The 12,979-nt window shown below is 75.3% G+C and carries 12 protein-coding genes and 1 pseudogene; 8 read left to right on the plus strand and 5 right to left on the minus strand.

The features are described from left to right. Window positions 1-19 precede the first annotated feature (19 nt). Window positions 20-529: an amino-acid N-acetyltransferase gene (locus CELGI_RS01480; RefSeq protein WP_013882338.1), complete on the plus strand. Its 510-nt coding sequence runs from the start codon at window positions 20-22 to the stop codon at window positions 527-529. An 8-nt stretch (window positions 530-537) separates the two neighbouring features. Here the strand turns inward: CELGI_RS01480 and CELGI_RS01485 are convergent, their stop codons facing one another. Beyond that, window positions 538-1,452, minus strand: a complete 915-nt coding sequence (locus CELGI_RS01485; RefSeq protein ID WP_013882339.1) for an HhH-GPD family protein — start codon at window positions 1,450-1,452, stop codon at window positions 538-540. A 146-nt stretch (window positions 1,453-1,598) separates the two neighbouring features. On the opposite strand from CELGI_RS01485, the gene CELGI_RS01490 reads away from it, so the two are divergent. Genes CELGI_RS01490 through CELGI_RS01500 form a run of 3 tightly spaced genes read left to right on the plus strand, consistent with a single transcriptional unit; the run spans window position 1,599 to window position 2,850 of the window. Beyond that, entirely contained in the window at window positions 1,599-2,258 is a 660-nt protein-coding gene (locus CELGI_RS01490) for a hypothetical protein (RefSeq protein ID WP_013882340.1), read from the plus strand. 50 nt (window positions 2,259-2,308) lie between these two features. Then, window positions 2,309-2,584 (plus strand): type II toxin-antitoxin system Phd/YefM family antitoxin, encoded by a 276-nt coding sequence (locus CELGI_RS01495; RefSeq protein ID WP_013882341.1) that lies wholly within the window; start codon window positions 2,309-2,311, stop codon window positions 2,582-2,584. Continuing rightward, the gene (locus CELGI_RS01500) at window positions 2,581-2,850 is read left to right on the plus strand and encodes a type II toxin-antitoxin system RelE family toxin (RefSeq protein WP_013882342.1); all 270 of its coding nucleotides are present in this window, start codon (window positions 2,581-2,583) and stop codon (window positions 2,848-2,850) included. The genes CELGI_RS01495 and CELGI_RS01500 overlap by 4 nt, the downstream gene beginning before the upstream one ends. 353 nt (window positions 2,851-3,203) lie before the next feature. Here CELGI_RS01500 and disA read toward each other — a convergent pair whose 3' ends face one another. Both disA and radA read right to left on the minus strand, forming a co-directional pair. Next, entirely contained in the window at window positions 3,204-4,280 is a 1,077-nt protein-coding gene (gene disA, locus CELGI_RS01505; RefSeq protein ID WP_041574055.1) for a DNA integrity scanning diadenylate cyclase DisA, read from the minus strand. Window positions 4,281-4,351: 71 nt separating this feature from the next. Beyond that, window positions 4,352-5,761 carry a DNA repair protein RadA gene (radA, locus tag CELGI_RS01510; protein WP_041574311.1) on the minus strand — a complete coding sequence of 470 codons (1,410 nt, stop codon included), beginning with the start codon at window positions 5,759-5,761 and terminating at the stop codon, window positions 4,352-4,354. Window positions 5,762-5,878: 117 nt separating this feature from the next. On the opposite strand from radA, the gene CELGI_RS01515 reads away from it, so the two are divergent. The 3 genes from CELGI_RS01515 to CELGI_RS01525 all read left to right on the plus strand — a co-directional run bounded on the left by CELGI_RS01515 (window position 5,879) and on the right by CELGI_RS01525 (window position 9,167). Further along, window positions 5,879-6,805 (plus strand): ABC transporter ATP-binding protein, encoded by a 927-nt coding sequence (locus CELGI_RS01515; protein ID WP_013882346.1) that lies wholly within the window; start codon window positions 5,879-5,881, stop codon window positions 6,803-6,805. Continuing rightward, complete coding sequence (locus CELGI_RS01520; RefSeq protein WP_013882347.1) at window positions 6,802-8,424, plus strand: ABC transporter permease; 1,623 nt, start codon at window positions 6,802-6,804, stop codon at window positions 8,422-8,424. Before CELGI_RS01515 ends, CELGI_RS01520 begins: the two co-directional genes overlap by 4 nt. 62 nt (window positions 8,425-8,486) lie before the next feature. Next, window positions 8,487-9,167 carry a hypothetical protein gene (locus CELGI_RS01525; protein ID WP_013882348.1) on the plus strand — a complete coding sequence of 227 codons (681 nt, stop codon included), beginning with the start codon at window positions 8,487-8,489 and terminating at the stop codon, window positions 9,165-9,167. A 16-nt stretch (window positions 9,168-9,183) separates the two neighbouring features. On the opposite strand, the pseudogene CELGI_RS01530 reads toward CELGI_RS01525, so the two are convergent. Next, a pseudogene (locus tag CELGI_RS01530) lies at window positions 9,184-9,480 on the minus strand (winged helix-turn-helix domain-containing protein); the annotation flags it as partial. A 92-nt stretch (window positions 9,481-9,572) separates the two neighbouring features. Next, a complete protein-coding gene (locus CELGI_RS01535; RefSeq protein WP_013882349.1) occupies window positions 9,573-10,280 on the minus strand; it encodes a TetR/AcrR family transcriptional regulator in 708 nt (235 codons plus the stop codon). Window positions 10,281-10,369: 89 nt separating this feature from the next. Here CELGI_RS01535 and CELGI_RS01540 point away from each other — a divergent pair, with 89 nt between their 5' ends. Then, window positions 10,370-12,886 (plus strand): beta-d-glucosidase, encoded by a 2,517-nt coding sequence (locus CELGI_RS01540; protein ID WP_013882350.1) that lies wholly within the window; start codon window positions 10,370-10,372, stop codon window positions 12,884-12,886. The last annotated feature ends 93 nt before the right edge of the window (window positions 12,887-12,979 follow it).

Genomic DNA, 12,979 nt, shown 5'->3' on the forward strand with positions numbered 1-12,979 from the left:
GCGTGGGTACCGTGAGCGGATGACCTCCGACGCGTTGCTGGTCCGGCCCGCCCGCCCCGCCGACGTGCGCGCGATCCGCGGCCTGGTCCAGCCCTACGCCGACGAGCGGATCCTGCTGGCCAAGGAGTGGGTCGGCTACTACGAGGCGGTGCAGGAGTTCCTGGTGGCGCAGGACGCCGACGGCACGGTCGTCGGGTGCGGCGCGCTGCACGTCATGTGGCAGGACCTGGCCGAGATCCGCACGCTCGCGGTGGACCCCGGGCACCGCGGCCGCGGCGTCGGGCACGCGCTGCTCGACGCGCTCGTGGCGCGTGCGCGGGACCTGGGCCTGGCGCGGCTGTTCTGCCTGACGTTCGAGGTCGAGTTCTTCGCCGCGCACGGCTTCGCGTCGATCGAGGGCACACCCGTCACGCCCGACGTGTACGCCGAGCTGCTGCGCTCGCACGACGACGGCGTCGCCGAGTTCCTGGACCTCGCGCGGGTCAAGCCCAACACCCTGGGCAACACGCGCATGCTCCTGACGCTCTGACGCGGCGCTCAGGCGGGCAGCGCGTACGCGGGGCCGTCGGGGGTGTCGAGCTCGGCCACGAGCCCGTCCGCGACCAGCGAGCGCACGCAGCGGTCACGCTGCGCGGTGTCCGGCCACGCGTCGCTCAGCGCGGCCGCGGGGACCGGCTCGGGCGCGCCCCGCAGCAGCGCCATGACCCGCCCCCGCACCTGCCGGTCCGTGCCCGCCCAGGGCTGCGCGCGGCGCCGGTGCGCATGCGCGTCGTCGGGCCGGCCCGCGGCGAGCCAGCGGCACGACGACGCGAGCGGGCACTGCGGGCAGCGTGGCGCGCGTGCGGTGCACACGAGCGCGCCGAGCTCCATGCTCGCCTGCGCCCAGCGGGCCGCCGTCGCGTCGTCGGCCGGCACCAGCGCCGCGGCGCGCGCGACCTCCGCGACCGTCTGCGCGGGTGCGGGCAGCGCGACCCCGTCCACCGCGCGCGCCAGCACCCGGCGCACGTTGGTGTCCAGCACCACGGCGCGCCGGCCGAACGCGAACGCGCGCACCGCGGCGGCGGTGTACGCGCCGATACCGGGCAGCGTCAGGAGCGCGGCCTCGTCGTCCGGGACGTGCCCGCCGTGCCGCTCCACCAGGACCCGCGCGCACTCCTGCAGCCGCAGCGCCCGACGCGGGTAGCCCAGCCGGTCCCACGCGCGCAGCACGTCGGAGGTGGGCGCGGCCGCCAGGTCCGCGGGCGTGGGCCAGCGCTCGAGCCACGCACGCCATGCCGGCTCCACGCGGGCCACGGGCGTCTGCTGCAGCATCACCTCGCTGACCAGCACGCCCCACGGGGTGCGGTCAGGTGCACGCCACGGCAGCTCGCGCGCATGCTCGTCGTACCACGCCAGCACCGGTGCGACCGGGTCCACGACGGGCGCGGGCGGGGGCGCGGCGGGCGTGGGCACGCGGCGAGTGTAGGAGCGGCCCCGCGCGCCCGCCGCGCCGCGCCGGTGGTCCGCACGGCGCGCCGGGGCCCCTTGCGCGCGCGACGGGCCGCGACTTCGTACCGTGGACCGCGCCGCCATGGTCGGGCGGCCGGGGAGGGGTACGGGTGACGACGACGAGCGCGCGCGGGGGACCGCGCCGGCCCGCGCGTCCGCCCCGGCGCGTCTACGTGATCCGCCGGCTGGTGGTGCTCGGCGTGCCGCTCGCGCTGCTCGGCCTGCTCGTCGTGTGGCTCGCGGGACGTGGCGGCGATGCGCCGACCGATGCGCGTCCGTCGAGCACCACGTCCGCACGTCCGACCCCGAGCCCGACGCCCACCGCACCGGCCGCCGCCGACGAGCTCACCGCGGTCGAGGAGGCCGCGCTCGCGGCCGGGGTGTCGGTGTGCGCGGGCGATCTCGTCCGCGTGACGATCAAGGCCACGGCCGAGACGTTCGCGGACAAGAACCCGTCGTTCAGCATCAAGGTCGCGAACACCGGCGAGGAGGCGTGCCTGCTCGACGCGGGCGACGGCAACCGGCGCCTGGTGATCCGGTCCGGCGGGGACACCGTGTTCAGCACGACGCACTGCCGGCCCGCCGAGCCCGAGGGCAAGCCGCTGCTGCTCGGCCCGGGCATGGCCAGCAAGGAGACCTACACCTGGCGCCGCGTCCGCTCCGCGCAGGGCTGCGAGCAGGGGCTGGCCGCGCCCGGCGCCGGCACCTACACGGCCACCCTGGAGGTCGCGGGCGTCGAGGCCTCACCCACCACGTTCACCCTCGGCTGACACGCTCGACCGCTGGGTCGCCGCGACCAGCCGTGACTAGAATCACGGTCATGACGACTACGTCGCTCGCCAAGGTCAAGGCCGGCCTGTCCGCCTTCGTCGACTCGGTGCATGACACGCACGAGCGCGTCACGATCACGCGCAACGGCGAGCCCGCTGCGGTCCTCATCGCCCCCGACGACCTGGCATCGCTCGAGGAGACCATCGCGATCCTGTCCGACCGGGGCCTGATGGACGACGTGCGCACCGCCCAGCGTGAGATCGCCGACGGGGATGTGATCGACGGAGACGCCTTCCTCGCTGACTGGCGGGCCACTCACCAGTGACGTATCGGATCGTCCTGTCCAGATCCGCGGCTCGCGCCGTCCACGAGTCGCTGCCGCCCCATGCGGCAGCAGCGGCGGTCGAGTTCATCTTCGGGGCGCTCGCGACCAACCCCCGCCGCGTCGGTCACCCCCTGCGGACCGAGCTGGACGGCCACTGGTCCGCCCGCAGAGGCGAGTACCGGGTCATCTACACGATCGACGACGACCGGGTCGTCGTGCGGGTCGTGCTCGTCGCCCACCGCGCGGACGCCTACCGCCGTCGCTGACTCGGCAACCTCGGCCGCGAGCGCCGCAGAGCCATCGCCTCGTCAGCCTGAGCCGCTCTGCCGCCCTGCCCGCAGGATGCGCACCGCCCCGACCACGGTGGCGCCGACGGTGGCCGCCAGGCCGGTGACCACGAGCATGAACGTCGACATGCCCAGCGTCATGCCGGTCAGGCCCGCGAGCCCCGGTGAGCACGGCCGAGCCCCACCGCACCGCGGCCGTCACCCGTGCGGCCGGGCCGAGCGGTGTGCGCGCGGCGCCGCCGGGGCCGGGCGCGTCAGGCACGTGGGGCTGGACCACGCGCCGAGCCTAGGGCGGCCGTCACCAGCGCGACGGGACGCAGGTCCCCGTCGGGTCAGACGTAGCGCTCGAGGATGCTCGACTCCGCGAGGCGGGACAGGCCCTCGCGCACGGCGCGTGCGCGCTGCTCACCCACGCCGTCGACCGCCATGAGGTCGTCGATGTTCGCCGCGAGCAGCTTCTGCAGGCCGCCGAAGTGCGAGACCAGGCGGTCGACGATGGCGCCGGGAAGGCGCGGCACGCGGGACAGCAGGCGGTAGCCCCGCGGGCCGACGGCCGCGTCGAGAGCGTCACCCGCGCCGGGCAGGCCCAGGATCCGCGCGATGCGCGCGATGTCGAGCAGCTCGGTCGCGTCGAGCTCGCCGAGCGAGGCGAGCACCGAGTCGAGGTCGTGGCGGGACGTCTCCACGTAGTCGCGGATCACCAGCTCGCGGTCGGAGCCGATGGTGCCCACCAGCTCGTCGTGCTGGAGCGTGAGCAGGCGGCCGTCGGTGCCGAGCTCGACGACGTAGCCCTCGATCTCCTCGGAGATGCGCCGCACCATCTCGAGGCGCTGCACCACCGCGGACACGTCGCGCACGGTGACGAGGTCCTCGATCTCGAGCGCCGAGAGCGTGCCGGACACCTCGTCCAGGCGGGCCTTGTACCGCTCGAGCGTCGCCAGCGCCTGGTTCGCGCGGGACAGGATCGTGGTCGAGTCCTCGAGCACGTAGCGCTGGTTCTCGACGTACAGCGCGATGATGCGCATCGACGCGGACACCGAGATCACGGGCAGGCCCGTCTGCTTGGCCACGCGCTCCGCGGTGCGGTGCCGCGTGCCGGACTCCGAGGTCTCGATGGTCACGTCCGGCAGCAGCTGCACGGCCGCGCGCACGATCTTCGAGATGTCCCGGTCCACCACGACCGCGCCGTCCATCTTGCACAGCTCGCGCAGGCGCGTGGCCGAGAACTCCACGTCGAGCACGAACCCGCCCGAGCAGATGCTCTCGACCGTCCGGTCGAAGCCCAGCACGATGAGTGCGCCGGTGCGGCCGCGCAGGATGCGCTCCAGCCCGTCACGCAGGGCGCCACCGGGCGCGACCGCTGCCAGCGTCGAGCGCAGCAGGTCGTCGGGGGGGTGCGAGGCGGCCACGGGACGATGGTAACGACGCCATCGGTCCCCCACGGCAGCGACGCGGGTGAGGTCCGGTGCGGTGGCCGACGTCACGAGGCCGACGCGGCCTCGACAGGCGGTGCCACGAGCCGCACCGCCTCGGCCAGGTCGGCCGCGCCGAGCACGTGCATGCCGTCGGGAGGGACCACGTCGTCGATCGAGGACGCGGGCACGATGGCGCGGCGGAACCCCAGGCGTGCGGCCTCCGCGAGCCGGCGGCCGATGCCCGGAACGGCCCGGATCTCCCCCGCGAGCCCGACCTCACCCAGCGCGACCAGCCCACGCGGCAGGGCGACGTCCTCGCGCGAGCCGACCGCTGCGAGCGCGAGCGCGAGGTCCCCCGCGGGCTCGACCACGCGTGCGCCGCCGACCGTCGAGAGGTACACGTCCTGGTCCGCGAGCCGCGCGCCGAGCCGGCGCTGCAGGACCGCGAGCACCATCGCCAGACGTGCCGAGTCGACGCCGCTGGTGGTGCGGCGCGGGTTGGGGGCCGCGGACGGCGCGACGAGCGCCTGGACCTCCACGGCGAGCGGACGACGCCCCTCGAGCGTCACGGTCAGGCACGTGCCCGGCACGGAGTGCAGCGCCTGCGAGACGAACAGGCCCGACGGGTCCGGCAGCCCGACGATGCCCTGCTCGGACAGGTCGAAGCACCCGACCTCGTCGGTGGGTCCGTAGCGGTTCTTGGTCGCGCGCAGCAGGCGCAGCCGCGAGTGCCGGTCACCCTCGAACTGGCACACCACGTCCACCAGGTGCTCGAGCGTGCGCGGACCCGCGACCGAGCCGTCCTTGGTCACGTGCCCGACGATCACCGCGGGCATGCCGCGGGACTTGGCCGCCTGGATGACGGCCGAGCTCACCTCACGCACCTGCGCGACGCCGCCCGCGGTGCCCTCCACCTGGGCCGACGCGACGGTCTGCACCGAGTCGAGCACGAACAGGTCCGGCTGCGACTGCTCGATGTGCCCGAGCACCGCGCCCAGGTCGGTCTCGTCCGCCAGCAGGAGCGTGGGGGCCAGCGCGCGGATGCGGCCCGCGCGCAGGCGGACCTGCGCGACGGACTCCTCACCCGTCACGTACAGCACCCGGCGCCCGCCGCGCGCGGCCCGGGCCGCGACGTCCAGCAGCAGCGTGGACTTGCCCACGCCGGGCTCGCCGGCCAGCAGCACCACCGCCCCCGGCACCAGGCCGCCGCCGAGCACGCGGTCCAGCTCGTCGACGCCCGTGGCGCGGGCCTGCGCGGACTCGACCGAGATCTGGTCGATCGGGAGCGCGGGCCCCCGGGACGGGGGTGCCGCGACCGTGCGCGGCGCGCCGCCGCCCGGACCCGCGTCCTCGACCACCGAGCCCCAGGACTGGCACTCGCCGCACCGGCCGACCCACTTGCTCGCCGTCCACCCGCACTCGGTGCAGCGGAAGCCCGCGCGTGCGCTGCGCGTCCCGCTCTTCGTCGTCGCCACGCCGCGCACGCTAACCGGCCCCGCCCACACGACGGTGCTTGCCCGCCACGGGATGCGGTCCTAGCGTCCGAGACGTGCACCCACGGGTGGCGTGGCTCCGCACACCGGGGAGTGAGCATGACCGACGCGATCGCGATCGACGCCCTCGTGAAGTCCTTCGGGCGGAAGCGCGCGCTGGACGGGCTCGACCTGCACGTCGCCACGGGCGAGGTGCACGGGTTCCTGGGCCCGAACGGTGCGGGCAAGTCGACGACCATCCGCGTGCTGCTCGGCCTGCTGCGGCCCGACTCCGGGAGCGTGCGGCTGCTGGGCGGCGACCCGTGGGGCGACGCCGTGGCGCTGCACCGCAGGCTCGCGTACGTGCCGGGTGACGTCACGCTGTGGCCCACGCTGACCGGAGGGGAGTCGATCGACCTGCTGGGGCGGCTGCGCGGTGGCCTGGACCCGCACCGGCGCGACGACCTGGTCGAGCGGTTCGAGCTCGACACGCGCGTCAAGGGCCGCGCGTACTCCAAGGGCAACCGCCAGAAGGTCGCGCTGGTCGCCGCGCTGGCCGCCGACGTGGAGCTCCTGCTCATGGACGAGCCGACCAGCGGCCTCGACCCGCTCATGGAGGCGCTGTTCCAGGAGGTGGTGCGTGAGGCCGCGGCCGACGGCCGCACCGTGCTGCTCTCGAGCCACGTCCTCGCGCAGGTGGAGGCGCTCGCGGGCCGCGTCACGATCATCCGCAACGGCCGCGCGGCCGCGACCGGCACGCTCGACGACCTGCGCGGCCTGACCCGGACATCCGTCACCGCCTCGGTGCACGACCTGGTGGGCGCGCAGACGGCGCTCGGCGGGCTGCCGGGCGTGCACCACCTGCGCCACGACGACGAGCGCGTGACGTTCGAGGCGGAGGCGACCGCGCTCGACGCGGTGCTGAGCGCGCTCGCGCGCGCGGGTGTGCGCTCGTTCGTCGCGCACCCGCCCACGCTCGAGGACCTGTTCCTGCGCGAGTACGCCGACGAGCTCGCGGCCGCGCGCGTGCCCGAGGACGAGCGGTGACGCTCGCCGCACCGCCGCGCACGGGCGGCACGACGAACGCGCTGGCCGGGACGCGCGGACTGGTCCGGCTCGCGCTGCGGGCGGACCGGTTCCGGGTACTGGTCTGGGCGCTCGCGGTGGGGTGGCTGGTGACCGTCTCCGTCCAGGCGTTCGAGGGTCTGTACGCCACGCCCGAGTCGCGTGCGGCCCGCGCGCGCCTCATCTCCTCACCCGCGGCCACCGCGCTGGGCGGTCCCGGGTTCGGGCTCGAGGACTACACGACCGGCGCGATGACCGCCAACGAGCTCGGGCTGTGGGTCATGCTGCCCGTCGCGATCATGGCCGCGCTCGCCGTCACGCGGCACCTGCGCGCACCCGAGGAGGACGGCCGCCTGGAGCTGGTGCGCTCGCAGCCCGTGGGGCGTGACGCCCCGGTCGTCGCGGGCCTCGTGGCGGCCGCTGTGGCGACCTTCGCGGTCGGTGCCGCGACGTTCGCAGGGCTGCTCACCACGAGCCTCGACCCGCGGGGCAGCGCGGTGCTGTGCGCCGCGGTGGTGGTGCAGGCGCTGGTGTTCGCCGCCGTCTCGGCCATCGCCTCGCAGGTCTCCGGCTCGGCGCGCGGCGCGTCGGGCCTCGCGCTGGCGGCCGTCGGGGCCGCGTTCGTGCTGCGCGCGGTCGGGGACGTGCGAGGACCGCGGTCCACCAGCGTGTGGACGTGGCTCTCGCCGTTCGGGTGGAGCCAGGCCACCGCGCCCTACGTGCTGGACCGGTGGTGGCCGCTGCTGGTGGGCCTCGCGGCGGCGGGGCTCGCGACGGCGGGCGCGTTCGCGCTGGTCGGACGCCGCGACCACGGGTCGGGTCTGCTGCCCGAGCGCCTCGGCCGCGCGCACGGGCGCCTGGCCTCCGTGACGGGGCTGCTGTGGCGGCGGCAGCGGGTGCCCGTCGCGTCCTGGTCGCTGGCGATCGTGCTGTGCGCGCTGCTGGTGGGGCTGCTCGCGGACGGCGTGGTCGAGTTCGTCGACGACGACCCGGACCTGGCGCGGCTGTTCCCGGCCGGTGCGGCGGGTGCGGTCGCGTCGGTGCTGACGCTGTACGTCGTGTTCCTCGCGGTGCTCGCCGCGGCGTACGTGGGCACGGCCGTGGGTGCGGCGCGCAGCGAGGAGGTCTCCGGCCGTTCGGCCGCGCTGCTCGCGCTCCCGGTCTCCCGCACGCGCTGGCTCGGGGCCCAGGTGGGCCTGGCCGCGCTGGTGGCGACGGCCTCGCTCGGGGTCGCGGGCCTGGTGATGGGTCTCGCGGCGGCCCGCACGCTCGACGACCCGGACCAGGTGGCGCGCCTGCTCGGCGCGGCCGCGGTGACGGTGCCGGGCGTGCTCGTCGTGCTCGGGGTGGCCGTCGTGGTGCTCGGCTGGGCGCCGCGCGCGTTCGGGCTGGTGTGGGCGTACGTCGCGTACGTGGGCGTGTGGTCGATGTTCGGCGCGATCCTGCCCGACGGCACCGGCGTGGCGTCGCCGTTCACGTACCTGCCCGGGCTGCCCGCGGAGCCCATGGACTGGTCGGGCGCGATCGGCGTGACGGCCACGGCCGCCGTGCTGGTCGCATTCGGCCTGGCCGGGTTCCGGCGCCGCGACCTGGCCGCGTGACGCGTGCTCGGTAGGCTGCGGGAGGTCCGGCCGCCCGCCGGTCCGCCAGCCGAGGGGGAGCGATGACCGACAGCGCACGGCCCGGAGCGAGCACGCGTCCGCGGTGGCTGCTGCCCGCGGTGATCGGCGGCAGCGGAGCACTCGTGGCGACGGCCGTCGTCGGCGGGATCGTGCTGGCGAACCAGGGCGGCTCCGCCGAGCCCGTGCCGGTGACCGCCAGCACCATCCGCCTGCCGTCCCCGACGCCGTCGATCGAGCCCGTGGCGCGCAAGGCGAGCACGCCGTTCGCGAAGGCGCTGCCGACGTCCGTGCTGCAGTACGCGCTCGCGACGTCCCAGGAGGCCTCGGGCTGGCTCGAGGCGGGCGCGCTCGAGGCCTACGCCGAGACGTTCACCGACGGCGGTACCGGTGAGGTGACCGTCCAGTCGGGTCAGTTCGCGACCGTCGACGAGGCACGCGCCCAGTTCCAGGCGCTCATGGCCGAGCTCCCGATGGCCGAGATCGCCCAGGCGGCGACGGCCACCGAGGACGCCGAGAAGCCCGCACCCGCGCCGACCACGGGCCGCGACCAGCTGCCGCAGACGGGTCCGGTCCAGGTGGGCGGCAAGCGAGCGGGCACGTACGCCGCGGCCGACCTGGGTGACGGCACCGCCGCGGTCGTCTGGTTCAACGGCACGGCCGCGTTCCGCGTGGTCGCACCGCTCGCCGACGCGCTCGACGTCTACCGCGCGTTCCCGCTGTGACCCGCGGGCGCGCGCGTCACTCGGCCGGGCGCAGCACGTAGCCCAGCCCGCGCTGCGTGTGCAGCATCGGGCTGCGGCCCTTGTCGATCTTGCGGCGCAGGTAGCTGACGTACAGCTCGACCACGCCGGCCTCGCCGCCGCGGTCGTGCCGCCACACACGGTCCAGGATCTGCCGCTTGGACAGGACCCGGCGCGGGTTGCGCATGAAGTACGTGAGCAGGTCGCGCTCGGTGGGGGTGAGGTGGATGGGCTCGCCCGCGCGCGTGACCTCGCCGGTCGCCTCGTCGAGGCTGAGGTCGCCGACGACGAGCGTGCGCTGGTCGGTCGTGGCTGTCATGCGTCCACCGTGGGACGCGGTCCTGAGCCCCTCCTGGGCCGAACCTGGGAGAAGCCTGGGAATACCGGTCAGGCGAGCGGCGGGATGTCGACGTCCGGGCACGCCGCGCGCAGGATCGCCTCGATCGCGAACTGCGTCGCCGTCGCCAGGTCCACGGTGCCGTCCAGGAGCCACTGCACCTGCAGGCCGTCCATCACGCCGATGACCGCGCTCGCGGCCCGGAGCGCCGCGGCGTCGTCGACCTTCGGCCCGCCCACCTCGCGCACGGCGTCGGCGATCTCTCCGCGCAGCACCGAGAAGCGGTCGGTGACCCAGCCGCGCGCTGGGTGGTTCTCGGTGACGGCCTCACCCGTGAGCACGGTGTACCCCTGCACGATGCCGGCACGGTCCTCGTTGGCGTGCGCGGTGCGCACCAGGTGGCGGAACAGGTCCAGGCCGCCGGGGATGTGCTGACCCTCGAGGTCGCGCACGTCCTCCTTGTCGCGGAACTCGAGCACCTCGACCAGCAGCTGGTCCTTGGAGCCGAAGTGGTGCAGCACACCCGCGTGCGTGATGCCGACCTGCTCGGCGACCTCCGCGAGCGAGCCGTTCTTGTAGCCCTTGGAGCCGAACGTGTGCGCCGCGGCGCGCAGGATCTCGGCGCGCCGCTCGGCGGTCGCCTGACGGGGCCGTCGCTTGCGCGCGGGGCGTGCGTCGCGCGCCTGCGTGGCGGGGCCGTCGCCCGCCTCGCCGCCCGCCGTCGCGGGCGTGACCTCGTCGTCCATGACCGCAACCATACTGTGACCTACCGACTTACTGACAAGTCAGTAAGTTGTGATTGGATCGCCGCCAGACGACAACGACGTCGACGAAGGAGAACCACCCCGTGTCCCTCGACACCTCGGCACCCGCAGCGCTCGACGCGCTGCGCGCCCGCCTCACGCTGGAGGAGAAGGTCCGCCTCGTCGTGGGCGCCGGGCTGTGGTCCACCACGGCCGTGCCGCACATCGGTCTGCGCGCGATGCAGCTGTCCGACGGCCCCGCCGGGGTGCGCGGCGTCAGCGACGACCCGGGCGAGACGTCCGCGTCGTTCCCTGCGCCGAGCGCGCTCGCGGCCACGTGGGACCTCGGGCTCGCGGACGAGGTGGGCGCGGTGTTCGCCGCCGAGGCCCGCCGGCACGGCGTCGACGTGGTCCTCGCGCCCCAGGTCAACCTGCAGCGCACGCCCGTGGGCGGCCGGCACTTCGAGTGCTACTCCGAGGACCCCGAGCTGACCAGCGCGATCGCGGTGCATGTGGTGCGCGCCGCGCAGGAGCGCGGCGTGGGGATGTGCGTCAAGCACTTCGTCGCCAACGACTCCGAGACGCAGCGCACGTCCTACCTCTCCCGCGTCGACGAGCGCACGATGCGCGAGGTCTACCTCGCGCCGTTCGAGCGCCTGGTGCACCAGGCCCGCGCGTGGTCGGTCATGGGTGCGTACTCGGGGGTCGACGACGGCACCACGGCCGCCCCCGTGCTCGAGCACCGACCGCTCCTGACCGGCGTCCTCAAGGACGAGTGGGGCTTCGACGGCGTGGTCGTGAGCGACTGGGTCGCCACCAAGTCCGTCGCGGCCGCCGTGGACGGCGGTCTGGACCTGCAGATGCCCGGGCCCGACGGCGTGTGGGGCGACGGCCTGCTGGCGGCGGTCCGCGCGGGCGAGGTCGACGAGGCCGCGATCGACGAGAAGGTGGACCGGCTCCTGCTGCTCGCCCAGCGCGTGGGCGCGCTCGACGGGCTCGCCCCCGACGGGCCGCTGCGCGACACGCTCGACCAGGTGGACGTCGCGGGCACGCTGCGTCGCCTCGTCGGCCGGTCGATGGTCGTGCTGCGCGACGACGACGCGACGCTCCCCCTCGGCGCGGACGCGGTCCGGACCGTCGCGCTCGTCGGGCCCAACGCGGTCGCCCCGTTCGTGCAGGGCGGCGGCTCGGCCTACGTGCGCCCCGAGCGGCACGTGACGCCGCTCGACGCCATGCGTGACGCGTTCCCGGACGCGCAGGTCACGGTGCACGCGGGCGCCGTCTCCCGGATGCTGCCCCCCGCGCTCGACCTCGCGGCGCGGTGCACCACGCCCGCGGGTGAGCCGGGTGCGCTGCTCGAGGTGCTCGATGCCGAGGGCGTGGCGCTCGAGTCCCGAGCGGTCACCACCTGGACGGGATGGCTGCGCGACGTGCCCGAGGCCGCCCGCACGGTCCGCATCCGCGCGACCGTCACGCTCACCGAACCCGGCCGGCACGAGATCGGCGTCGGGACCGTGGGCCGGCACCGGATCGTCGTGGGCGGGCAGGAGCTGTCCGCCGCGGACGACCTGGTGGGAGCCGAGGTCATCCTCGACTCGAGCGTCAACGCACCCACGCCCGCGACGCTCGTCGTCGAGACGCTCGAGCCCACCACCGTGGAGCTCGACGCGACCGTGCAGGCGGTGCACCCGGTGGGGTACGCGTCGTTCGCGCGCGCCGAGCTGGTGCACCGCACACCCGGCACGTCACCCGACGAGCTGCTCGCCGACGCGGTGCACGCCGCGGCGCGCGCGGACCTCGCGGTCGTGGTGGTCGGCACCAACGAGGAGATCGAGTCCGAGGGCTACGACCGGACGTCGCTCGCGCTGCCCGGCACGCAGGACCAGCTGGTCGAGGCCGTGCTCGCGGCCAACCCCCGCACGGTCGTCGTCGTGAACGCGGGAGCGCCCGTGATCCTGCCGTGGCTGGATGAGGTGCCGTGCGTCCTGTGGGGCTGGCTGGGCGGTCAGGAGTGGCCCGACGCGCTCGGTGACGTGCTGACCGGCCGCACGGAACCCGCGGGCCGGCTCCCGTGGACGCTGCCCGCGCACGAGACCGACGTGCCCGTGCCGCACGCCGTCCCGGTCGACGGCGTCGTCGACTACCACGAGGGCGTGCACGTCGGGTACCGGTCCTGGCTGCGCCTGGGGCGGACGCCCGCGGCGCCGTTCGGGCACGGGCTCGGCTGGACCACGTGGGAGCACGACGAGGCCACGGCGCTCGTCGGGGCCGACGGGAGCGTCGACGTCGTCGTGCCCGTCCGCAACACCGGACCTCGCGCGGGGCGCGAGGTCGTCCAGGTCTACGTCGAGCCGCCGGCGGGGTCGCACGACCGCCCCGTGCGCTGGCTCGGCGGTTTCGCCGGTGCGCACGTCGCACCCGGCGCGACGACGCAGGTCCGGGTCCGGGTGGACGCCACGGCGTTCCCGGTCTGGGACACGGAGCGCGGCGGCTGGGTGGTCCCGGCCGGCACGTACCGCCTGCACGCGGGTCGCTCGTCGGGCGACCTGCGCACCTCGGTCGACGTGGTCCTGCCGGCCACGGCGTCCGACCCCGGGCCCCGGCCCGGCCGCTCCACCTGAACCACCTGTACGACCGCACGACCATGCACCACCTGTGACACCCCGCATCACCTGAAAGCGGTCCGACGGCACCTCCGCAGCGTCGTCGGGCCA

Source organism: Cellulomonas gilvus ATCC 13127, assembly GCF_000218545.1.
In the GTDB taxonomy this organism is placed as follows: domain Bacteria; phylum Actinomycetota; class Actinomycetes; order Actinomycetales; family Cellulomonadaceae; genus Cellulomonas; species Cellulomonas gilvus.